Source organism: Rickettsia endosymbiont of Hedychridium roseum (assembly GCF_964028255.1).
In the GTDB taxonomy this organism is placed as follows: domain Bacteria; phylum Pseudomonadota; class Alphaproteobacteria; order Rickettsiales; family Rickettsiaceae; genus Rickettsia; species Rickettsia asembonensis.
Genome location: NZ_OZ034753.1, coordinates 575,010 through 599,158, shown reverse-complemented (window position 1 = coordinate 599,158; position 24,149 = coordinate 575,010). Strand labels below are relative to the sequence as shown.

Below are 24,149 nucleotides of genomic sequence, written 5' to 3'. Positions count from 1 at the left end.
TAAATAATGGTACGTTTCATTTTTGTTACCGGCGGCGTTGTTTCATCACTTGGTAAAGGTCTAACGGCAGCATCTCTTGCTATGCTATTACAAGCGAAAGGATTTAAAGTTTGCGTACGAAAACTAGACCCTTATCTTAACGTCGACCCTGGGACTATGAATCCTCACGAACATGGAGAAGTATATGTAACGGATGACGGAGCAGAAACTGATCTAGATCTTGGACATTATGAACGTTTTACCGGAGTTTCCTCGTGCAAGTTTGATAGCATTACGACAGGAGCGATATACTCAAAATTACTTAAAGATGAGCGTTTAGGAAATTACACCGGCGTTACCGTTCAAATCATCCCGCATGTTACGAATATAATAAAAGATTTTATACTTTCAAACACCAAGGGCTTTGATTTTATTATTTGTGAAATAGGCGGTACAGTCGATGATATTGAAGGTCTACCGTTTTTTGTAGCTATAAGGCAAATCGGTAACAAATTAAAAAGCGAAAATTGCTTATTTATTCATTTAACATTATTACCTTATGTTAAAACCGCCCGTGAATTGAAAACAAAACCTACCCAACACTCAGTTAAAGAATTACGTGCTATAGGTATTACACCTAATATACTAGTATGTCGTGCAGAACGTAACATTTCAAAAAGCGAAATAGATAAAATAGCTTTATTTTGTAATATAGAATCTGAGTATGTTATTCCGGCAATAGATCAAAAAAATATATATTTAGTACCGATTGCGTATCACCATTCAGGTCTTGACAATAAAGTATTAAAATTTTTTAATATTAATGTCGTACCGTCCAAATTAGATAAATGGTATGATATAATTGGTAGGCTAAAAGATTCTAATTCAAAAGTAAGAATTTCTATAATAGCTAAATATCATAAATTAAAAGATGCTTATAAATCAGTAATCGAGGCACTTGATCATGCAGGTATTTATTACAAATACAAAATTGATTTAGTATGGATAAATGCTGAAAATCTAACTGAAGAGAATATTAATAAAAAATTATTAAATATAGACGGGATTCTAGTACCGGGCGGATTTGGAGAACGGGCAACTAAAGGAAAAATTACAGCAATAACATATGCTCGCACTAATAACATACCTTTTTTTGGAATATGTTTCGGTATGCAACTTGCGACGATCGAAATAGCTCAGAACTTAATCGGTATTAAAGATGCAGTAACGGAAGAATTTAAAGTAGACGGTACAAAAATTATTGAGAAAATAAATAAAAACTGTGAAGACTCAAAAATAACAATTGAAAATGTAAAAAAGACTATGAGGCTCGGCTCTTATCCTTGTAGTTTGGTTGCAAGTACCATTGCAGCTAATGCTTATAAAAGCCTTGAAATAAATGAGAGACATCGTCATAGATATAAATTTAATAATGAATTTCAAAATATTTTTGAAAAAAATGGAGTAGTATTTAGCGGTTTTTCAAAAGATGAAGAAATTGTAGAAATAATTGAACTACCTGGACTTCGTTGGTTCGTAGGAGTACAATTTCATCCGGAATTTAAATCTAAACCTTTTGAAGCTCATCCGTTATTTATTCAGTTTATTAAAGCAGCGATTGAGTATACTCTGCGTAAATGAATAGTTGGTATACGAAGATCAACTTGGAAAAGAGCAAGGAGTTCACAAGTCGAGGAGCGGAGCGTATACTTAATACGTGAGCACCACAGATCTTGTAGAACGACGTAGCCAATTTTTCAAGTTCATCGATTATATAACAAATGTAATTAACAACAATATATGAGACTATAATAAAAAATCTTGACATAGTTTTTATTATAGTCTAGGTTGCATAAAAAATAATATAGTACCGGACGGTTTTTGAAAATGTTATGTTTTTGTAAGACTTACAGCCTTATAGGTCATTCTCGCATGGTATTGTTACGTGGACCGACAAAGCTCGCTGTGTCACCCCGTGGCTTGACCACGGGGTCCAAAAAACAATAAAAAATACTAATAATTTTAGTATTTTTAACTGGATCCCGTGGTCAAGCCACGGGATGACAGAGGTGAAATTGATCCGTACACCAATGCTAGGCAGGAATGATATCCAATGCTTTTTAAAAGCTATCCGGTACTAAAAAAAATAAGCTCATAGTAAATCAATGGATGCCGTGGATTCTAACTTCACAATTTGGAATAAAGCCAGAAACAGTAAATTTAGGCATATAGTATGGCCGATTAGATCGTATGAATTAACCAAGTTCATCCCGATGGCCTTACTAATGTTTTTTATTCTACTTAATCAAAACTTAGTTCGTAGTATTAAAGATAGTTTTGTTGTTACCTTAATTAGCTCGGAAGTATTGAGTTTTATCAAACTTTGGGGCGAAATGCCGATGGGAATTTTATTTGTTATTCTTTATTCTAAACTCTGTAATATTATGACAACAGAGAAAATTTTTAGGATAATTACCGGCACTTTTTTATTTTTCTTTGCAATTTTTGGTTTTATTTTATTTCCGTACAGAGAGTTTTTTCATCCCGATCCCGAATTAATTAAGCACTATATCACTGTTCTTCCTCACTTAAAATGGTTTTTAATAATTTGGGAACAGTGGAGTTTAGTATTATTTTATATTATGGGAGAATTATGGCCGGTTATAGTATTTACTCTTTTATATTGGCAGCTTGCAAATAAAATTACTAAAGTCGAAGAAGCACCGAGATTTTACTCATTTTTTACTTTATTTGGACAAACTAATTTACTCATCTCAGGAACCGTAATTATTTATTTTGCTAAGAGTGAGCATTTCTTATTACCTTTATTTTCTCATCTAAACGATACAAATGAAATCCTTTTAAAATCATTTATTACGGTTATTTTAATATCCGGATTAATTTGTCTAGCTCTTCATAAACTTATTGATAAATCAGTCGTAGAAGCAGACAAAAATATTAAATTTAAAAATCAAAGAACGGATATATTAAAATTAAGCTTAGTCGAAAGTGCAAAAGTAATATTAACTTCTAGATATCTCGGTTTTATTTGTCTTCTTGTAATGTCTTATTCTATGAGTATTAGCCTAATAGAAGGATTATGGATGTCAAAAGTAAAACAACTCTATCCTGCTACAAAGGATTTTATATCCTATCACGGTGAAGTGTTTTTTTGGACGGGAGTACTCACGTTAGTTAGTGCGTTTTTAGGAAGTAGTTTAATTAGAATATGCGGCTGGTTTTGGGGAGCTATTATAACACCGATTATGATGTTTGGAGCAGGCGTTATGTTCTTTTCATTCACGGTTTTTGAAAATCACCTAGGAAATATCGTAAATACTCTCGGCTATAGTTCGCCGCTTGTCGTTATAGTTTTTATCGGCGGGCTTTGGCATGTACTTTCCAAATCCGTAAAATATTCACTTTTTGATGCTACTAAAGAAATGGTATATATTCCGCTCGATAGTGAAATGAAAACCAAAGGTAAAGCTGCCGTTGATGTTATGGGTACTAAAATCGGTAAATCAATAGGTGCTATTATTCAATTCATATCCTTTAGTATTTTCCCGAACGCCGTACATAACGACATAGCCGGTTTATTGATGTTTAGCTTTGTAATCGTATGTCTATTATGGCTATACGGCGTAAAAGTTTTATCGGAACAATATAATAAGATGATAAAACGTTGATAGTTTTGTGTATCATTCTGCAAGACATTGCCAGCGTGAATACCAAGTCATCATTGCAAGCGGTCTTGTTGCGTAGATCAGTTTTACCTCTATCACCCCGTGGTAAAGCCGGTGTTGTTGCGTGGCTCGTTTTGTGTCATTCCCGCGTAGGCGGGAATCCAGCATAAAGCGAGATAAATCGAGCTTTTAATTTCAAAAATTTGCTGTATGTATACCTTTTTTTCTGGATTCCCGCCTACGCGGGAATGACATCGAGTAGGTTTTACTGGTCTACGCAACAATACTTTTTCGCAATGACGAGAAAACCAATCCACGCAAGAATGAAATCAAACCATACAACAAGGTCAGCTTAACCACTAGGGACAATCGTGAAATCGATCCACGTAATAGTTGATCAAACGACTGTATTTTGAGCATCCTCTCCTATTAATCCTTGATCAAGTAAATCAAAAGCATCATCCAAACACTTATATAATGTATTTTCTTGAGCTACTTCCGAATAATCTTCGATTAACCCTAGATTTTGACAAATAGTAACAAGTTTAGCTTTTAAACTATCACTCTCTTGATTTTCAATATAATCTAATATTATTTTTGAAACATCTTGGTTTGCTTCTTCATATTTATTTTTTAAGTTCTGTAATCTGTCAACATATACTCTTAACGTCTCTACTTCTTTACTTTGATATATTAAGCCCTTTATTTTTTCAATTCGTTTTATTAACCGCTCTGCCTCTTAATGCGGTTCTTTACATTGTCTTACTAAATTTGCTTTTGTAAAATTAATATTAGCATTATTATGCATTAATAGTGAAAGAATAATTTTATTTTCTACTGAGTTACGACCACAGTAATATAATACTTCACCCATCTGTTTATAGTCATTCACCGTAGCACCATATTCAAGTAACATTTTGGCTTTTTCAAAATTACCTGTAACCTCTAAAGCAGTATAACCATTCTCATCTTGTATATTAGGATCAATATTTTTTTGAAGTAATTCTTTAAGGTCTGCTAAGTCAGTTACATGATGTAGGGTACTTTTGTTTTCTGGGCTATCTACCGTATCAAAGCTTACATCTTTATTGCTCTTGCTATTAAGGCTATTGTTAATACTAACGCATAAATCGTGAAACACATCTGGAACGGTTTTACATTTTTTTGTATTACTTCCCTTTCCCACACAAGATTTAAAAACATTTATTAACTTAGAAATTTTAGGCATAGTTATCTTCTTTTTTTTAGTTATTTTATTAAAATTCCATGTTTCATGGTATTTTCGACTCGGCATTATATTAATCTATTTTAATAAAGTCAATGTGAATGGTTAATTTTTATGAATTAACCAATTAACAATATAATTTAAAAATTCTTTTTTCTTGAATCTATTTGTAATATAGTAATAGGCATATTTAATATTTGTAGAGGGAGTAATGAAAAAAAATCCAAAAATCTCATTAATAGGTAGCGGTAACATAGGTGGTACGCTTGCTCACTTAATTAGCCTTAGAGAACTCGGTGATATCGTGTTATTTGATGTGGCTGAAGGAGTACCGCAAGGAAAAGCATTGGATCTCATGCAAGCCGGTACAATAGCCGGGTCTGATATCAAAATAAAAGGCACAAACGACTATAAAGATATTGAAGAATCTGATGCAATAATTATTACTGCCGGTTTACCAAGAAAACCAGGAATGAGTAGAGACGATTTAATTAGTATTAACACCGGTATTATGAAAAATGTTGCAGAGAATGTTAAAAAATACGCTCCTGATGCCTTTGTAATAGTAATTACCAACCCGCTTGACGTTATGGTATATGTCATGCTTAAAGAAAGCGGACTACCTCATAATAAAGTAATAGGGATGGCAGGCGTACTTGACTCATCAAGATTTAATCTTTTTCTTGCTGAAGAATTTAAAGTATCGGTTAGCAATGTTAATAGCACGGTTCTCGGCGGTCATGGTGATGCAATGGTACCTCTTGCAAGATATTCTACAATATCAGGTATACCGATACCTGACTTGATAAAAATGGGCTTATCAAGTAATGAGAATATTGAAAAAATAATCGATCGTACTAGAAACGGCGGCGGTGAGATTGTTGCATTACTTAAAACAGGTTCTGCTTATTATGCCCCTGCAGCCTCAGCAATAGAAATGCTTGAAGCGTATTTAAAAGATAAACGTCAAATTCTAACTTGTGCCGCTTATCTACAAGGTGAATATGGGGTTAATGATTTATATGTCGGAGTACCTATTATTATAGGTAAAGAAGGTGTCATAAAAGTAATAGAACTACAGTTAACTCCAGAGGAAAAAGCACTATTTGATAAATCAGTCGAGGGAGTTAAAAAACTCATTGAGACGATAAAATAAATGATAAAATTATATTATTGAAGTACAAATGCAACAAGATTTAAAATATTGAATTAATACTAATTATTAGTATTGTTAATTTAACATAAATGGTATTACATTTTGGTTTATTTTTATTAATAGAGGGAAATTATGAAACATAAGAATGAATTAGACCGGCTAATAAGAAATCTTTATTTAATAAAAAATACTAATTTAAATAATATTTTAGAAACAGATAAACTAGCTATAACACGTACAACTAATTTTATAGAAGCTCTAATAAACAAAATAGACCCTAGAAAGCCTGGACCGTATGTTTCTCAGCAACAAGCTAACTTCAAAGTAGCAAATGATAAAAATATACAGGGTGCTAGTAAAGAAATTTATTTAAAAAATCTACCTATTAGTATTGGTAAAGTTGAAGGCTTTAAGGAAGACGGAAAAGGTAGAAAAACAAAGGCTCAACTTGATGTCCTAATATCCCCTTCAGATTTTTCAGAATTATTAAGACTAAGTAATTCATTACCGATCACTAATGAGCAAGGATTAGAAATAAAGGGCAATATTAATCTATTTCAATTGATGGAAGAAGTTGTTCAGAAAGTAGGGAAAAAGAGCTTAAATATACAGCAAGATAAAAAAATACTTACCTCACAAGAAAACGAACAAGCTATAACACATGGTCAACAAAAAGTAGAGCTTAGCCTTAAAGAAGAGATAATAAAGTTAAGGGAAGCAGTTCAAGAAACAATCAAAAATCCAACTAATAATGAAGAATTTAATAAGACATCAAAAGAAATTTTATATTTGATTAATAATATCAACTCTCATCAACCATCTAGATTACAGGCAGCTAGAAATAAAATCCTGAGTAGCGGAGGAAGCCCTAATGCTAAAAATACAAAAATAGAAGAATTTTTTCTTGAACAACATGAATGGGATAAATTTCAAGAATTAAGAGAAAGATTACAAAAAATAAAAGAACCTAGAGAAAAACTAGATGAAATGAAAAATTTTTATGATGTGATTAATTCATTAGATAAAAATATCATTCTAAGAGCAATGCAAGAGAAACAAAAAGCTCAACAAGCTTCCAATCAAAAAGCACAAGAGATTATAAGAAGTAAATTTTTATACCTTGATAATGCCGGAGATTTTTCAGACGGTTTACAAAATTTATTTGAAGAGTTAAAAAATAAAGAAGAGAAAGGGCAAAAAGAACTTATAGAAGCTTCTAAAAATATACTCAGCAAAAGTATAGCAGTAAATAAAAATTACTTCCGTAATACTAATAATTCAAGCGAATTAGATTTACAATATAAGATGTTATTAATAGATCATGCAGATAATATCTCGCAAAATATAAAGGAGGCTCTAGTCTTATATGCCGGAAGTAATAACAATAACCAGATTGATATATTATCTGAAGAATTAGCAAATAAATTTAAAAATATATCAAATTTAATAAGGCAAAATGAATCAGTACTACAGAAAGAAACAAGTAAATATTCTCCTTCTTTAGAAACTATACCTGAAGATTCTATACCTAAGTTATCACCGACAATAGTACATTCCTCAACAGAACTTTTTGCAAAACTAGAAAACTCATTCAATGAACTAGAACAATTCACTGATAAAATATTAATAGATGCCGGTAAATCTTATGTACAACAAGCAAATATTAATCTTAAATCTAATAATATTTCTAGATCTTCTTCTGTCGACTCAGGAATCGGTTCAAGTCAAGAAGAATTATCTACCACCTTTGGAAAAAGCGGCTCTACTAATTTAATTGAAGCTCTTGATTTAGCACAAGCAAAAATTTTATCAAATTCAAATACAACAAAAGATAAGTTAACGGCAACAAAAGAATTACAAAAATCTATCCAACAAAAAGAAGTAAGCAATGAAAGACTTACTCAAGAAGAAATAGATAATATTTATAAAACACTAGGTATATTTGAAGAAATTAAGGAATATGAAAAGAGCGAAAATTCACGTGATCCTCGTTTGTTAAATAAAAACTACTATAAGCTAATTGATCCTCGTGAGGAGCGTAGAAGCGATGATATCGCTTTAGAGTGGGATGACACCGGAATGCTGCCTCCTTCCCAAAATAGTGCCGTTTTAGATAAATTTAAAAAAGCAGTAGATGATTATATATCTGAGCTACAAAATGAAAAACTATCTATAGATACATCACCAAAGCAAGTTAATATCGATAATGTATTACCCAAAATACGCAACTTGTTTAATGATGAATTAGCTAAAGATACATCACCGAAACATGTTAATATCGATAATGTACTACCCAAAATACGAACCTTGTTTAATGACGAGTTAGCTAAAGATACATCACTAAAGCAAGTTAATATAGATAATGTATTACCTAAAATACGAACCTTGTTTAATGATGAATTAGCTAAAGATACATCACCAAAACATGTTAATATCGATAATGTATTACCTAAAATACGAACCTTGTTTAATGACGAATTAGCTATAGATACATCACCAATGAAGGAAGCAATACCGACTCCTCCTGCTCTTTCCTGGAATACTCATCCTATATTCGGTGATACAATAAAGTTCTTAAAGAGATTTAAAGAAGAGATAGATAAATTTCCACAAGATTACACTACAGCCTCTACCATACCTCTATATTTAAGTAATGTTAATAGAAATTTAGGAAGAAGCGAATTTTTAGCAAGTATGGTATCGACTTCTCAAAAAGATGAGAGAATTAACGATATATTAGATAAGCTTCAAAAAATTTCTACTAATTGTAGTAAGATAAGTAATAGTGATGATAAGTTTAATAAAGAGATTAAAGAATCTTTTGTAGAAATTAATACCACATTAAAAAATATAATAGAATATAAAGGGCCTGAAATAGAATATTTAAATTCCAATATAGAAAAAGTTCAAAAGAATTTATCTCGTTTAGAATCTTTTACTTATGAATTATCTAAAAATACATCTCCGAAACATACTAAGCAATCAACCCAAGAGCAGCCTAAAATATCTACAGGAGCAGTTACCGGTATAAAAGATAGAATAGCAAAATTTGAAGCAGACTCTGACAGCAAAATCAAAAAATACTGGACAGAAGAAAAGAAACAGACTGTAGAAAAACAACATAAAAATACTCAATCTGACTATATAACTCCTAAGAAAAATTTTGAGTTTGAAAATCGAGGTAAAGAAATTAAAGAGAATAGCACCAAAAATTTAATAAACAAATTTGAAAAAGGCTTTGATAGTAAAATAACAAGATACTGGACATCACCGGAGGAATGGGATAAATGGGAGGAAGAAAAACAGAAAGGTACAGGGAAAGAGAATGAACTAATAAGACCTCGTACAAAATTTTTAATAGAACATTCTAAGCATGCTAAATCTAAAGATAATGCACCTAAAAGGCAAACTAAGAGTTATATAGAAGCTAGTGAAGATACACATATAAAAGAAGGCAATACAAAAAGCTTAAAAGACAAATTTGAAAACTTAGCAAAAGAAGCGAAGCAAATTGGAACACAGGCACAGCAAAGCTCCAAATCTTCAAGTAGCCCTAGCATAAAACCTACAGGTCGCAGTAAAGACGGAAGAGTTATCTAAGACAATTGATGTTATTCTTGTTTTTGAGTCTGTTGCGTGGCTCATTTATGTCATTCCCGCGTGGCATTGTTGCGTGGATACCCGAACCGTCATTGCGAGGAGCCGTAGGCGGGAAGCCAGCATAAAGCGAGCTTTTAATTTCAAAAATTTGCTGTATTTATACTTTTTTTCTGGATTGCCGCGTCGCTTCGCTCCTCGCAATGACGGTTCGGGTATCCACGCAACAATACCCACTCGCAATGACGATTTAGTATCCATGTAAGGATAACATCCTACGTAAAACCAACACTGTACTCATTAATGTTATAAGCAAAAATATAAAAAAGCTTAAAGTTAGAGATAGTGACTTAAAATTTTGCCACAACAACATACTAAAGAAAGGAGTAGTTGAGGATAGAATAATACCTCCAAAAGAATGAGATAGACTATAAAGCCTCATTTTAACATTAGTCTTAAACAAAGATTGAACAATAATTTGTAGCGGTACTGCATAAAATGCTGCAAGTCCTATTAATATAACGGGACAGAGAATATTAAATATTTGTTTGTATAACATTATTTGCATTCCTAAAGCAGCAATAATGCTAACAAATAAAGCCCATGTAATCTGTCTTAAAGGGTTTATTTTATCGGCAAGCAGCCCTGCAAAAACGGCTGATATTCCATAGGTAGTAGTAAGAGCTATATTCATAAATCTTATTTCAGGATGATTTACAAAAGCTATTTTTGTTAAAAAAACTCCTAAGAAAATTACTAAAAAATTATACACTCCTCCAATAGCACCGTTTATTAGTAATGCTATTATAAAGGATAGTTTATTATCTTTTATAATTTGCCGAGCGTCATTTAGAAAGCTTAATACAAGCGAATTTTGCGGAGTTCGTTTGTACTCACGTACTTTTGTACGCTCCGCAGACTCTTCCTTAAATTCATCTTGTCTAAATCTTTCTAAATTTAGCTCTATAGTACTTTTATAATATAAAAATTCACTACTTTCTTTAAAAAAACTTCTCATCAAAATAGCAAATAAACCGAATATTGCACCGATAAAGAAATTAAACCGCCATAGATACAGGATACCGGAATTGCTAGCATAATAATAAGCTATAGCCGCAAGTAATGCACCTATTTGGCTACAGCATGAAACTATTCCTATATTTAAATTTTTCCGATTATCTCCTGTTTTTTCAGCTACATAAATTTTTATTCCGTCAACTTCTCCGGCAAGGCTTGCTAAAAAAACCATTCGACATAATGTTAGTATTACCGTAGCAAAAATACCTATCATCTCAAAGGAAGGAGTAATAGCAATTAATCCGGTAGAAATGCTACTCATGAACATTGATATCTTAATAGATTTAGTACGCCCGTATTTATCTCCGATAAATCCAAAAATTAAAGACCCTAAAGGTCGTACTATAACGGCTGCACTAAGAATGGCAAAAAAGCCGAGTAGTTGTTTATCCTGTTCTATATTAGGTAAGAAATTTTGTGCAAGAATACTAGCCGATAAACCGAATAGAGCATAATCATAATAACGGATAATTGTTGTAAAAAATGCAACTAAAAAAGCTGAATTAGACATATAATATTTTCTTTTGGTGACAACATCATATGATACAAACTCTTTAAGCTGTGTGAAAGAAAATTAATTTAATATATTTTTCTATTGTAGTTTTAATTATAAGGTGCTGTCTCACTAAGTGTGTAAATTTCTAGGATAGGTTATATTAACAATAATATAATTTATCAGGAATAACATGAGTAACAGTAACCAAGAGAAGATAAAACAAGCAGTAGATTTGCTAATAGATAAAGATACTGATTTAACGAGTTTTTTTGCCAAAGACGGGATATTAAAGCAGTTAACTAAAAATATATTTGAAAGAGCCTTAAAAGCTGAGATGGATGAGCATCTTGTCTATAACAAATATGGCAGGATAGAGACTGACAATAGTAGAAATGGTGTATGCAAAAAAAGCCTAATTACTGAAGGTGGAGTATTGGAACTTGAAGTACCACGTGATAGAAATGCTGAATTTTCTCCTGTACTAGTGCCAAAGCGTCAGACTAGGATTGATGGATTAGATCAGAAGATATTATCCTTATATGCTAAAGGGATGAGCCTCTCTGACATTAAGATTCAGATTCATGAGCTATATGGTGCAGAGAACAGTGAAAGCCTTATTAGTCGGGTTACCGATAATGTTATGGATGAGGTCAGGAGTTGGCAGAATAGGCCTCTGGAAGCCATATATGCTATAGTATATTTTGATGCACTTATAGTTAAAGTACGTCAAGATAAGAGAATTATCAATAAGGCAGTATATGTAGCTTTAGGTGTAGATTTAACCGGAAGGAAAGATATTTTAGGCTTGTGTATTAGCGAGAATGAGGGAGCTAAATTTTGGTTAAATAATTTTACTGAAATGAAAGACAGGGGATTAAAAGATATCTTAATTGCTTGTAGCGATAATCTAACGGGCATGAGTGAGGCGATATCTGCAGTATATCCACAAACTGAGCATCAGCTGTGCATTGTACATCAAATCAGAAATAGTTTGTCATATGTAAGCTATAAAGACCGTAAAGAACTTGCAGCAGATTTGAAGCTAGTATACAGCTCTATCACTGAGGATGAAGCACTTACTGCCTTATCTGATTTTGATATGAAATGGGGCAAACAGTACCCACATATTGCAAAATCATGGCAAAATAATTGGCAGAATTTGATAATTTTTTTACAATACCCAGAAGTGATTAGGCGTATCATTTATACAACCAATGCAATCGAAGGTTTAAATAGTCAATTACGCAAGGTTACTAATAACAAAAGGGGTTTTCCTAACGACGACTCTATATTTAAGACTTTGTACTTGACAATTGACTATATTACGCGAAAATGAAATATGCCTATCCAAAATTGGGGAGAGGCCATGGCTCACTTTTTGATAAAATTTGAGGGGCGAATTTAATGCCTATTTTAGAATTTACACACTTATATATCCAGAGCCTATTATAATATTTTCAATTTCACTCCTGTCACCTCGTGGCTTGACCTATAGTACTGGACAATTTTCAAAAAGCTCTCGATGTCATACCTGCGAAAGCAGGGATCCATGCTAAAAAAATCTTGATTTCAAAGATTTTTTTATTAGATAATTTTTTTCAAATAAAGCTTTATTTGACTGGATTCCCGCTTTTAGCTAGGAATGACATAAGAGCCATGCAACAACGCCGGCTTGACCACGGTATGACACCGAACTTATTTTTTGATTCATGCAGCAAGTTACATTCCTCTTCCTGAGTTTTGCTTTTCTATTTTTTTTCTTTGTGTCTCCATAGCTTTTGCCAGTCCTTCTTTATTCTTATCTCTTTCCTGAGGTATTTGTTTACCAATATCTTTCGCCTCTTCTTTTACAATATTTGGAATTGACGGAGGAGGCGGAGGTGGTGGTGGAACAGAAAGACCACTCCCAGGCATTGGAGGCGGCACCGGTATAGTACCGCTAGGCATAGTTGAAGTATTTTTTGAAGGTTGATTAGTAGCTTCTGCTTGCTGCTGCTTTATCTTCTCTTCTTTCATACGTTTTATAGCTGCTAATGCTCCTTGTTGCTGTAAATCTGCAGCTGTCGGTTCTCCTTTCGTAGGCGATGAGGGGTTATTTTTATTATTAAATTGTTTTTCTCTATCTGAAACACTATTAATAGTACTACGTTCTTTTTCTATAGCTTTAAATTGATTATTAATAGATTCCAATTCTGCAACAATTTTCCATCTTTCTTCTCTAGTAATATTAGAATTAGCTTTTTTTTCTTCAAGCCCCTTTTTCTTATCTTCTAATTCTTTCTGTTTTTGCTTTAATTCTTCTAAAATTTTTGCATGATTATCTGTTTGGATTTTAGATTCTTTATTTTGACTTATTGGAGTATCAACACTTTGCTTTCTTTGCACATTCTTCCATGCTAACTCTTCTATAAAAGAATTAAATTTTGGCTTTTCTACTGGTTGAGATGAACTCTTTATTAGTATTTCTACCGGCTTTATTCCTATCTCTGCTTGTGTGAGATCTTCAAAACTCTCTTTAGAAGCCAAAGGTTTTTCAGGTATTTGTTGATTTGTTTGCTGTACAATTTCTGTAATTTCTTTAATATTTTTATGTAGTTCTGCAATAGAACTAGCTCTTTCTAATTCTTTTTTAGGATTTCTAATATTCTCATATCGACTCTTTAAATCTTCCTTTAAATAATCATAAGTTGCTTTAATAGCTGTTACTTTAGTTTCAAAGCTTGCGGTAATTTGTGCTGCTAACTTTAATGATTGTTCTGAAGGCTGCTTTCCTTCTTCACTTAAAGGCTGAATTATGATTTTAGACTTTTCTCCTGAAAACCATCTTGAAAATACACTTGGTTTATAGACTTGAATTTCTGCTTTACCGCCTTTCTCATCTTTAACTATTACACTCCCTTCATAACCGGTAAACTTATTAAGCAATGTTTTAGGATTTTTAAATTCTGCCGTTAAATTATTATTTTGTAATTTAGGAAAGATGTCTTGAATATTTCTTTTTTCTTCTAAGAATTTACTTAATTTTTTAAAAGTTTGATCATTTTGCGAACTTATATTATCTATCTCATAACCAGGACTACTATCTACAAAATTTAGTACGAAAGGTTTGGCTTTTATTCCGTCATATATCTTTTTCAAAAAATTATCATTAAAATTTTGACTTTCATTAGTACCTTTTAAATTATTCTTTAATTGCTCAAAAGTCATTTTTTTCGGTTCGGCAATACTAGGATTATGCAAGTCGGTATTAAGCATAATTGTTTGGTAAGCTAGTATATATGCGGCATCCTTACTTTTTATTTCACCGTTTAAATTTTGTTCATAATAGTTTGTCCCAAAACTTTCGACTAACCTATCTATTTTTTGAGCTTCGCCGGTAATTTATACTTTTTTCCTCATAAAAAAATTTAGCAGTTTCTTCTGCAAAATCTTTATTATTATCAGCACACCATTTTTTAATTCTTACAATTCCGCTTTTTGGCTTATCATTAAAAAGTTTAATTACTTCGTTTTTTACTAATGAGTCCATTTTATCCCTCAAAAGTTAATTAAATATCTAGTAATTAAAGACCTTTTATAGATTCAATACAAGTAAAAGCCGAAATTTTTAATATTTTACTATCTGTTACTGTGGCTTGTAAGATTTTATTCAGAAATTGATATTAACAAACAATATAATTTTAGAGGCTAATTGATAAGATTCTTGCAAGAATAGTTATTCATATTTCAAAAAAATCTTATAATTCACAGCAAAAAAAATTAAATTATCGGTTAAAATTTATTTATAGATAGCCTCTTAAACCTCTTTTATAGCCTCAACGCAAGCAAAAGTTGCTATTTTTAGTATTTCATTAGCTGTTGCTGTAGCTTGAAGTATTTGAACGGGTTTTTCAAAACCGTTTGTTATAGGACCTATGAAGCTATTGGATGAAAATTCTTGTAATAATTCAGTAGAAATAGCCGCTGAATTTAAACCAGGCATAATTAATACATTTGCAGATCCTGATAATCTACAAAATTTATATAATTTACGTAAATCACCGTCTAAAGCTACCTTAACCGACATCTCTCCATCATATTCAAAATCTACTTTCATGCCGCTCAGCTCTTCTTTGTCTTTACTAAAATTATCTAGTATATTTACTGCTTCACGAATACGAGCTGTTTTTTCCTTAGAAGCATTACCGAAGCTGGAAAAAGAAAGAAGAGCAACTCTTGGAGTAATACCCATATTTTTAGCAATTTCTGCCGTTTGTGTTGCTATTTGAGCAAGCTCTAAGCTGTTTGGATATTCAGTAATACAATTATCAGAAATAATAATATTATTGTCTTTAGCAATCATAATTGAATAGCCAAGGATTCTACGATTAGGTTTTGGCGAAATTACTTTCATGATATCTTCTAAACTATCGATATAGCTTTTAGTAACACCGGTTAAAAGAGCATCACCGTCACCGCAAGCTACCATACAAGCAGCAAAAATATTCTTATCTGTTTTAACAAGTTTAGCACAATCACGATATAAATAGCCTTTTCTCTGAAGTCTTTTATATAAATAATCAATATATTTCTCTAAACTATCAGTTAAAGCTGCATTCATTATTTGAATTCCGTCTAAGCTAATATCTTGACCTATCTTTTTTAACGTAGCCTCAATTCGCTCAACACGACCAATTATAATCGGATGACCGTATTTCTCGTCTCGCATCATAAGGGCGGCAGAAATTACTTCTTCTTCTTCACCTTCAGCAAAAACAATCCGCTTAAGCGGTGCATTATGAATTTTTTCAGCTAAGAAATTCATATAGTTAGCAGTAGGGTTTAATCTACTACCCAATTCTTTCCTATATTTACCTATACTAAAATCTTTAACCCTAGAAACGCCGCTTTCTATTGCAGCAACGGCAACCGCCGCTGCTACTACGGTAATTAAACGAGGATCAAACGGTACGGGAATGATGTATTCCTTACCGAAAACCATCTTACGCCCTGAGTAAGCTTTATAAACCTCTTCCGGTACAGGTCTACGGGCTAAATCTGCAATAGCTTTTGCTGCTGCTATTTTCATTTCTGTATTAATGGTCCTTGCTCTTACGTCTAATGCTCCTCTAAAAATATAAGGAAATCCCATAACATTATTAATCTGATTATTATAATCAGATCGCCCTGTTGCTATAATTGCATCATCCCGCACAAGCTTTATATCTTCAGGAGTAATTTCTGGATCAGGGTTAGCCATAGCAAAAATAATCGGATTATTTGCCATCCCTTTCACCATCTCTTTAGTTACCGCCCCTTTTACCGATAACCCTATAAATACATCTGCATTATTTAAGCTTTCCGCTAAAGTTCTAAACTTGGTATCTCTTGCATATAGCTCTTTCCATTTATTCATACCTTCTAGGCGTCCTTTGTAAACAACACCTTTTGTATCACATAAAATAATCTTTGATTTATCGACTCCAAGAGCAATTAATAAATCAATACAGGCAATAGCGGCAGCCCCTGCTCCATTTACTACTATTTTTAGATTTTCAAGCTTGCGATTAGTAAGATATGCTGCATTTATTAGCCCTGCGGCGGTAATAATCGCCGTTCCATGCTGATCATCATGAAAGACCGGTATATCCATTAAAGATTTTAATTTTTCTTCTATAATAAAACATTCAGGAGCTTTAATATCTTCAAGATTAATACCCCCAAAACTATAACTGAGATACTTCACGGCATTAATAAATTCTTCAGGGTCTTCCGTATTCACTTCCAAGTCAATTGCATCAATATCGGCAAATTTTTTGAATAGTACGGCTTTTCCTTCCATTACCGGTTTTGAAGCAGCCGCTCCTAAATTACCGAGCCCAAGTACGGCAGTACCGTTAGAGATTACGGCAACTAAATTACCACGAGCGGTATATTTATATACATCCTCTAAATTTTTAGCAATTTCAAGGCAAGGAGCAGCTACACCTGGAGAATACGCAAGCGATAAATCTTGCTGAGTAACTAAAGACTTTGTTGCAGAAATAGCGATTTTACCCGGTTTATCTTTTTCATGATATTCAAGGGCTTCAGCATAATTTATTTTATTCATTTCATCCATTTTAGAAATTCCTGTTTTTTGTTAAGTGTGTCATCGCAGAGTTCTATATGTCATTCCAGCAACGGCGGGAATCCAGTAATCCTTAATGTCACCCCGTGGCTTGACCACGGGGTCCAGTCTCTTATTTTTTCCTAGATCCCGTGAATAAATCACGGGATGACAGAAGAAAGAGTTGGATTCTCGCTTTCGCGGGAATGACATTTTTCACCCCATTATATACATAATAATTGATATAGTAACCACTGAGAAAAAAGTAGTAAATGTTATAATCGACGCCATAGAATCAGGATCACCGTCAAGCTGACGAGATAGAACATAAGCCGTACTTGCACATGGAAGACAGCTATATAATATTCCTACCGATCTATCTATCCCCTCAATTGACATAAACCATAATACTATTACGCTAACTAGAGGAAATGCAACTAATTTAATAAAGCTTGTAAACATTACATTGTGTAAAACCTCTCGCCTAATAGTAAAATTAAGCCCTGCTCCAACATTTAACATACCAATAGCTAAAGCAGCATTAGAAAGACTATCTAGTGTTTTCTTAAGCCCTAAATGTAATTCAAGATTTGAGTAATTAAAAACGAACCCTACTAAACTTGCGATAATTAACGGGTTACGCACAATTAATTTCATCATTAAAACAAAACTAGTTCTAATAGTATTAGTAACGGATTTATTAGGGATATAATAAGCGAAAATCATTACCGATAAAATATTGGTAAAAATAATCATATAAGAAGAAATAACGGCGACAATAGAAAGCCCACTAGGGCCAAGCAGCGGGCTACTTACTCCAAAAAAAATGTAGCTATTATAACGAATTGATCCTTGAAAAATGGAAGTAAATTGGATTTTATCTATATTGTATTTTTTTTGGTAAATTATAAGACCAATTGATACAAGGATAGTGGAAATAATAAGAGCCACTACTAACTTAATTATCGATGCAACGCTTAAGTCGGCAGTAGATACGTAATTAAACAGCATGGCAGGAAATAGTACAAAATACGATAATTTCTCAATACCACGCCAAAATTCTTCTGAAGTTAACCATTTATTTTTGATAATACTACCAAGAAGCGTAATTAAAAAAATAGGTAATGTACTACAAAAAATTTCATTCATTTGTTTTCGATGTCATACCGTGGCTTGACCACGGTATCCAGTTAAAAATACTAAAACGATACATAGTTTGGGTTGTTTTATGGATACCGTGGTCAAGCCACGGTATGACATAGTAACTTCCTTTCAACCAGCTTCTTCATTTCCTGTATCCCGTAAAGCTTTATAAAAGTTCCGAGTCTTGGACCTTCGCTTTGCCCAAGCAATATCTGATATAGATCCTTGAAATAATCACGCAGATTTTCATATCCTGCTTTCATTCCTATATCATATATTGCTTTCTGAATCGCTTCAGCTTCGGTTTGATCAGATATGCTAGATAACATATATAATATATCTTGTAAAATAACCTTATGCTTTTCAGAAGGAGCTAAATATGATTTATGTGCTTTAATAAAGTCATTATAATATCTTATAGCAAATTCTGCTAAGTGGTCAAGATAAGGGCTAGTATTTGGAGTTGCTTTTGGCTCATATTTGCTAATAAATCCCCAAAGTACCGATTTATCGGAAGGATTACACACGGAAGTAAGATTTAAAAGCAACGCATAGGTAATACCAAAAGTCTCAATTTTCGGTACATTCCCGTGATGTATGTGATAAACTGGATTTGCAAAACGCTTTGCCCTATCCTCTTCTAAATGATATTTCTGATTAAAAGTAATATATTCATCAACATTTTTAGGTATTACATCAAAAAACAAACGCTTAGCCCTAGTCGGATTTTGATACATAAATAATGCCATGCTTTCAACAGGAGCATATTTAAGCCAATCATCGACGCTAATACTATTACCTTTTGATTTTGATATTTTCTCACCGTTTTCATCTAAAAATAGCTCATAACATAGCTGCACCGGCGGCTTGCCTCCTAGGATTCGGCAAATTTCTGAATAAAGTCGAGCATTTGCTAGATGGTCTTTGCCGTACATTTCATAATCGACTTTAAGAGCAGCCCAACGCATACCAAAATCCGGTTTCCACTGTAATTTACAATGCCCTCCCGTTACCGGTACTTCTATATAATTACCGGCTTCGTCTTTATACGTAACAGTACCTGCTTTAGCATCCCATTTCTCTATAGGTACTTGCAGTACCTTACCTGTTTTCGGGCATATAGGCATGAAAGGCGAATAGGTAGCCTTTCGCTCTTCTCTAAAAGTCGGTAGCATCAGCTCCATTATTTCGTCATATTTCTCTAGCACTCTTATCAGCATTTCATCAAACATACCCGCCTTATAACAGTTAGTACTGCTATAAAATTCATACTTAAAACCGAATTTATCAAGGAATGAGCGAAGCTTTGCATTCATATAATGCCCGTAACTCTCACATTCATCGAACGGATCAGGGATAGAAGTAAGCGGCATATCCATATATTGTGCTACCATTTCAGGATTTGGGATATTACTAGGAACTTTACGAAGTCCGTCCATATCATCAGAAAAGCAAATTAGCTTAGTAGGAATATCGGATAATTGCTCAAACGCTTTCTGCACCATCACCATACGAGCATTCTCACCAAAAGTACCTATATGAGGCAAACCTGAAGGACCATAACCCGTCTCAAATAATACATAATTTTTTTCAGGAGCTTTACCGTTTAAGCTGTCTAATATTTTCTTAGCCTCAACAAAAGGCCAAGCGTTTGACTTAATAGCATCTTCCCAAATTTCTGACATTTATTTTTCTTGCACTTTAATTAATAATCAGTGACAATATACTAAATTTACTTATTTGTAAAATTTAATTGTCATTCCCGCGAAAGCGAGAATCTAGAAAAAATAGTCTTAAACATTGATAAAATAAACCTTAAAAAACCATGCCATTTACTACTATTAAAAATTACATCAGAAAAGATAGCTATAAAGTTCTACATTTAGGACTAATTGCAATTTCTATAATAGCACTTGCTACCGCTTATATTGCTGAATATATATTCCATTATACACCCTGCCCTTTATGCGTTTACGAAAGGTTTCCCTATTTAACGCTAATCAAAATTTGCTTAACTGCTTTAATCATCAGACAATTAAGCAAATATACTTTAATATTCATTCTCCTAACTATCCTTAGCTCTTGCATATTATCAACATATCATAGCTTCGTAGAAAGAGGGATAGTACAACCAAGTGCTCTTTGCTCATCGATGATCCGTATCCCGAAAGGCTTGTCTATACAACATATCAAGCAAATGTTCTACTCGCAGCCAATCACTTCCTGCACAAAACCCGCAATCAAAATCTTCGGTATTTCTATGACGGAGTATAATCTACTCTTAAATATCGGTCTTCTAATCTGTTTACTCCTCGTTTGGTTTTATCCAAAAAAATCTTAGTTTTAAATCAACAGCAATCAATTTCATTCTCACTTTCGTGGAGAGGTATTGTTGTGTGGACTAGGAAACCCATTCGGTGTCATCCCGTAGCCCCGCCACGGGATCCAAAAGACAACTAAAAATACTAACAACGCTAATATTTTTAACTGGATCCCGTGAATAAATCTATAGTACCGGACATTTTTTTAAAAATCACGCTACCTCAAATATTAAATTTCATTAATTAATAATTAAGAAGTTAGCTATTAGCTTGCGGAAATTAAAAATATTGTGTATAATGCTCACACGACAAAATAATATTTAAATTCAAAAAGGATATTTATATGCCAAAAAAAACAGAAAATAATATTGATAATGAAAGACTTCCAGATGGAAGCACCCCTTTACACAACGAAGTACGTGCAGGAAATGTAAAGGCTATTAAGCTTTTAATTACCCAAGGTGCAGATATTACTGCTTTAGACGCAGACAGAAAAAAACCTATAGATTATACTTCTAACCCTGAAATTATAGAAATCTTAACCCAAGCTAATGAAGATCTTAATTGTAAGGTACAACATTTTTTTGACAAATATAAAAAATTTACAGATATAACTATAATAGAACGTACGTTAAGTAACGAAAATCTTCCAAAGCATATTACAGACAAAGTAGTAGAGAAAATTATTGATAATTGGTCAGAGCAATTATTTAAGAAATATAAAGATACTGATATAGAGATACTTCCATTCGTATTATTTGAAGAAAATATTACGGATAGCTCTATTATAGAAAAGCTAACACAAAAAATTAAAAATTATAATGAAAACGGTGATAATCCGGCTACAACTCCTGTAGTCGATGCTCCGGTATTAGCACCAATAACCACTGCTACGACAACAACTACTACTACAGTAGCAGCAGAAGATGATTTACGCACACCGATTCCGGAAATAGTCGACACCATAGTTATACATCCCGAAGACAACCGTAAACCACTTGGTATAGCAGCAGAGACTGGAAATGCAGATATTGTTAAAGAATTAATTGAGCAAGGTGCTAATGTCAATGAGCAAGATGAATACGGCAATACGGCTTTATTTTATGCTACCACCCCAAGAAATAGCTAAAATTTTAGTAGACAAAGGAGCAGATTTTAAAGATATCAAGAACAAGGACGTAAATAAACCTATACATTTTGCAGCAGGAACAGGAAATGAGGAACTTCTTATCTTTTTACTTGAGAACGACGTAAATGTTCATACGAGAAATGATAACGGACATACGGCTTTGCATTGTGCAGCTTATACTAAACAACTTGAAATAGCTAAAATTTTGCTACAATATGACAGTGTTATTGATCCTTTGGATAATCTAGGTGCGACTCCTTTCTTGTATTTTATAAGGCATTATACCGCAGGAGAAGATAAGGACTTCATTAACTTCTTTGTAGATAATAACGCTAATCCTAACATTGAAGCAAATGGAGAATCAATTAGAAATTATGTGTTACTATCAAAAGATAAATGGTTAATTGATAGGTTACATAATTACAGTGAAGAGGTAGCACAAGGAGCGGTAGATCATAATCCTGTAGTAACTCCTACAGTAGCACCTGTTTCATCAACTTCTATTTCAGAAGAAAAGTTATCAGCTGATATAAAGGTACGTCTTTATAATGGAGAAAGTAAGGAAGATCTTATTAACTTCGTATTTCTTTATCAGGGGATTAGCGATGGTGCAAGAGATAATTTAGTAAATGAAATTTGCGAATATTCTTTCGGTACTGAATTAGCAGGGAATATAGCAAAAGATATTCACTTCTAATTTAACATCTCTTTCAACTCTTTTAAAGAAAAACCCGGTGGTTTTAGGTAGTCTAGTACTACCTTACCGCTATCAAGTACTATAAGCCTTTGCCGTAATTTACGGCATCTTCCAAATTATGCGTGATCATAACGGAAGTTATCTTATGCTTCTCAATAATCTCTGCTGCTTTTTTCATCACTGCATGCGAAGCTTTCGGGTCTAAATTTGCCGTATGCTCGTCTAGAAATAATATTTTAGGCGGATGAGCTGCTAAGTGCCAGCAGTATAATCTGCTTTTCGCCGCCGTAAAATTTACTGAGCGACTGTGAAAGTAAAGGCAAAAAGCGTTTAGGCGAGCCTGTAAGCTCTAGCACATCGCTAGAAGTTAACCGTTCATTATTAGGGAATCTACTTTCCCACAGAGTAATATTTTCCTCAAGCGTTAGCTCGGTAAATAGCCTCTCTTCAGCTTTTTGTGTTAGTGTAACCAGCGTACGAGCTTTCTGAGCTTTAGGTATTTTATCGATTCTGATTTGATCTAAAAATACTTTCCCACTAGTAGGCTTCAAATAACCGGCAAGTATTTTAGCTAAAGTAGACTTCCCGCTCCCGTTATGACCTAATATTACAATAAACTCTTCTTTAGCAATATTTAAATTAGTTTCAGCAATTATAGGCGTGGTTCTTTCCTTAACTTTGAACTGTATTTTTTCTGCATATAAATAAGGTTTCATAAAACCTCTCTTTTTACGGAACTCAACGAAATAAATAACACTATTCCTAAAATAAGCTTAAGATTTATGGGATCGATGCCAATTCGGAGTAAAACGCTCAGAACAATAAAGTAAAATAATATGCCTATAAAACAAGAAAATATCTCTTTAAACGCATTAAAATTATTAGCATGGATTAAAATATGCCGCCCTATAACAATTGCACCGATACCGACTAACGCCACTCCAAAACCCATATTAATATCAGCAAAACCGTTTATTTGTGCCGATAAAGTGCCTGTTAAAGCAGCTAGGCAGTTGCTTATGCTAAGCCCAAGCATGCGATAAAGCTCGGCAGGTTTTCCTAAATTAATCAATAAATCTTTATTAAAACCAAAAGCTCGAAGGAATAAACCGAGCTTACCTTTCAATAAAATTATAACAGCAAATATAATAAAACAATTAATTATTATTAAAGGCACTAACCAATTTTCGAGATCTAATATAGATAGCAGAGTCGGCATACCAAGAACCGATATATTAGGACGCTGCATAATTTGCAAGTTAACGGAATAAAGCATAAAACTTGCAAGTATTCCAGCTATAAGCCCGTTAATGCGGTTATTTTTCTGCATAAAACTAACTATGCTGCCGATAATTCCGCCTGATATTACGGCAAATATTAATGCAGGAAATAACCCCAATGAAATAGTGCGGGCAAACACCGCCGCACCAAGTACATAAGTACCGTCTACGGTAAGATCGGTAATTTTCAAGATTCGATAACTTATATACATCCCTAAAATAAGCGGCAGCATTATTAAGGATTGCTCAAGAGTAGTAATAACAATACTCATATA

Annotated in this window: 19 protein-coding genes and 4 pseudogenes; 11 read left to right on the top strand and 12 right to left on the bottom strand. The window is 33.1% G+C overall.

Annotated elements, in window-relative coordinates; translation table 11 throughout:
- The first annotated feature begins 6 nt into the window (after positions 1-6).
- The 3 genes from pyrG (at position 7) to tlc2 (ending at position 3,668) form a co-directional block, all read left to right on the top strand.
- Entirely contained in the window at positions 7-1,620 is a 1,614-nt protein-coding gene (pyrG, locus tag AC5587_RS03445) for a CTP synthase (RefSeq protein ID WP_499162864.1), read from the top strand.
- Between the two features lie 240 nt (positions 1,621-1,860).
- Positions 1,861-1,986: a hypothetical protein gene (locus AC5587_RS03440; RefSeq protein ID WP_410527394.1), complete on the top strand. Its 126-nt coding sequence runs from the start codon at positions 1,861-1,863 to the stop codon at positions 1,984-1,986.
- Between the two features lie 158 nt (positions 1,987-2,144).
- Positions 2,145-3,668: a nucleotide exchange transporter Tlc2 gene (tlc2, locus tag AC5587_RS03435; RefSeq protein WP_499162863.1), complete on the top strand. Its 1,524-nt coding sequence runs from the start codon at positions 2,145-2,147 to the stop codon at positions 3,666-3,668.
- Positions 3,669-3,760: 92 nt separating this feature from the next.
- On the opposite strand, the gene AC5587_RS03430 is transcribed toward tlc2, so the two are convergent.
- Together AC5587_RS03430 and AC5587_RS03425 are read right to left on the bottom strand one after the other, a co-directional pair.
- Positions 3,761-3,982 (bottom strand): hypothetical protein, encoded by a 222-nt coding sequence (locus AC5587_RS03430; protein ID WP_499162862.1) that lies wholly within the window; start codon positions 3,980-3,982, stop codon positions 3,761-3,763.
- A 422-nt stretch (positions 3,983-4,404) separates the two neighbouring features.
- Positions 4,405-4,893: a hypothetical protein gene (locus AC5587_RS03425; protein ID WP_499162861.1), complete on the bottom strand. Its 489-nt coding sequence runs from the start codon at positions 4,891-4,893 to the stop codon at positions 4,405-4,407.
- A 208-nt stretch (positions 4,894-5,101) separates the two neighbouring features.
- Here AC5587_RS03425 and mdh point away from each other — a divergent pair, with 208 nt between their 5' ends.
- The 4 genes and pseudogenes from mdh (at position 5,102) to AC5587_RS03405 (ending at position 9,646) form a co-directional block, all read left to right on the top strand.
- Positions 5,102-6,046, top strand: a complete 945-nt coding sequence (gene mdh, locus AC5587_RS03420) for a malate dehydrogenase (RefSeq protein ID WP_499162860.1) — start codon at positions 5,102-5,104, stop codon at positions 6,044-6,046.
- A 2,694-nt stretch (positions 6,047-8,740) separates the two neighbouring features.
- Positions 8,741-8,953, top strand: a pseudogene (locus AC5587_RS03415) (hypothetical protein); the annotation flags it as partial.
- Positions 8,942-9,319: pseudogene (locus AC5587_RS03410) on the top strand (hypothetical protein); the annotation flags it as partial. The pseudogenes AC5587_RS03415 and AC5587_RS03410, both read left to right, overlap by 12 nt.
- A gap of 147 nt (positions 9,320-9,466) precedes the next feature.
- Entirely contained in the window at positions 9,467-9,646 is a 180-nt protein-coding gene (locus tag AC5587_RS03405) for a hypothetical protein (RefSeq protein ID WP_410527401.1), read from the top strand.
- 247 nt (positions 9,647-9,893) lie between these two features.
- Here AC5587_RS03405 and AC5587_RS03400 read toward each other — a convergent pair whose 3' ends face one another.
- On the bottom strand, positions 9,894-11,231 hold the full coding sequence (locus tag AC5587_RS03400; protein ID WP_499162859.1) for an MFS transporter: 1,338 nt from the start codon (positions 11,229-11,231) through the stop codon (positions 9,894-9,896).
- 175 nt (positions 11,232-11,406) lie between these two features.
- Between AC5587_RS03400 and AC5587_RS03395 the strand changes: the two are divergent.
- Positions 11,407-12,621, top strand: a pseudogene (locus AC5587_RS03395) (IS256 family transposase).
- A gap of 314 nt (positions 12,622-12,935) precedes the next feature.
- Here the strand turns inward: AC5587_RS03395 and AC5587_RS03390 are convergent.
- The 7 genes from AC5587_RS03390 to AC5587_RS03360 all read right to left on the bottom strand — a co-directional run bounded on the left by AC5587_RS03390 (position 12,936) and on the right by AC5587_RS03360 (position 20,132).
- Positions 12,936-14,576 carry a Sec7 domain-containing protein gene (locus tag AC5587_RS03390; RefSeq protein ID WP_499162984.1) on the bottom strand — a complete coding sequence of 547 codons (1,641 nt, stop codon included), beginning with the start codon at positions 14,574-14,576 and terminating at the stop codon, positions 12,936-12,938.
- A complete protein-coding gene (locus AC5587_RS03385) occupies positions 14,569-14,745 on the bottom strand; it encodes a hypothetical protein (protein WP_499162858.1) in 177 nt (58 codons plus the stop codon). Before AC5587_RS03385 ends, AC5587_RS03390 begins: the two co-directional genes overlap by 8 nt.
- A 267-nt stretch (positions 14,746-15,012) precedes the next feature.
- Complete coding sequence (locus AC5587_RS03380) at positions 15,013-17,316, bottom strand: NADP-dependent malic enzyme (RefSeq protein ID WP_499162857.1); 2,304 nt, start codon at positions 17,314-17,316, stop codon at positions 15,013-15,015.
- Between the two features lie 30 nt (positions 17,317-17,346).
- Positions 17,347-17,517, bottom strand: a complete 171-nt coding sequence (locus tag AC5587_RS03375; RefSeq protein ID WP_410527226.1) for a hypothetical protein — start codon at positions 17,515-17,517, stop codon at positions 17,347-17,349.
- 3 nt (positions 17,518-17,520) lie between these two features.
- Positions 17,521-18,453 carry an AEC family transporter gene (locus AC5587_RS03370; protein WP_499162856.1) on the bottom strand — a complete coding sequence of 311 codons (933 nt, stop codon included), beginning with the start codon at positions 18,451-18,453 and terminating at the stop codon, positions 17,521-17,523.
- The gene (locus AC5587_RS03365; protein ID WP_499163055.1) at positions 18,446-18,580 is read right to left on the bottom strand and encodes a hypothetical protein; all 135 of its coding nucleotides are present in this window, start codon (positions 18,578-18,580) and stop codon (positions 18,446-18,448) included. The genes AC5587_RS03370 and AC5587_RS03365 overlap by 8 nt, the downstream gene beginning before the upstream one ends.
- Entirely contained in the window at positions 18,546-20,132 is a 1,587-nt protein-coding gene (locus AC5587_RS03360; RefSeq protein ID WP_499162855.1) for a lysine--tRNA ligase, read from the bottom strand. The genes AC5587_RS03365 and AC5587_RS03360 overlap by 35 nt, the downstream gene beginning before the upstream one ends.
- Positions 20,133-20,272: 140 nt before the next feature.
- Here AC5587_RS03360 and AC5587_RS03355 point away from each other — a divergent pair, with 140 nt between their 5' ends.
- The 3 genes from AC5587_RS03355 (at position 20,273) to AC5587_RS03345 (ending at position 22,594) form a co-directional block, all read left to right on the top strand.
- Positions 20,273-20,788: a disulfide bond formation protein B gene (locus tag AC5587_RS03355; RefSeq protein WP_499162854.1), complete on the top strand. Its 516-nt coding sequence runs from the start codon at positions 20,273-20,275 to the stop codon at positions 20,786-20,788.
- Between the two features lie 323 nt (positions 20,789-21,111).
- The gene (locus tag AC5587_RS03350; protein ID WP_499162853.1) at positions 21,112-21,897 is read left to right on the top strand and encodes an ankyrin repeat domain-containing protein; all 786 of its coding nucleotides are present in this window, start codon (positions 21,112-21,114) and stop codon (positions 21,895-21,897) included.
- The gene (locus AC5587_RS03345) at positions 21,872-22,594 is read left to right on the top strand and encodes an ankyrin repeat domain-containing protein (protein ID WP_499162852.1); all 723 of its coding nucleotides are present in this window, start codon (positions 21,872-21,874) and stop codon (positions 22,592-22,594) included. Before AC5587_RS03350 ends, AC5587_RS03345 begins: the two co-directional genes overlap by 26 nt.
- Here AC5587_RS03345 and AC5587_RS03340 read toward each other — a convergent pair.
- Together AC5587_RS03340 and AC5587_RS03335 are read right to left on the bottom strand one after the other, a co-directional pair.
- Positions 22,591-23,310 (bottom strand): annotated as a pseudogene (locus AC5587_RS03340) (ATP-binding cassette domain-containing protein). The gene AC5587_RS03345 and the pseudogene AC5587_RS03340 sit on opposite strands and share 4 nt — an antisense overlap.
- On the bottom strand, positions 23,307-24,146 hold the full coding sequence (locus AC5587_RS03335) for an ABC transporter permease (protein ID WP_499162851.1): 840 nt from the start codon (positions 24,144-24,146) through the stop codon (positions 23,307-23,309). The pseudogene AC5587_RS03340 and the gene AC5587_RS03335 overlap by 4 nt, the downstream one beginning before the upstream one ends.
- Positions 24,147-24,149 lie beyond the last annotated feature (3 nt).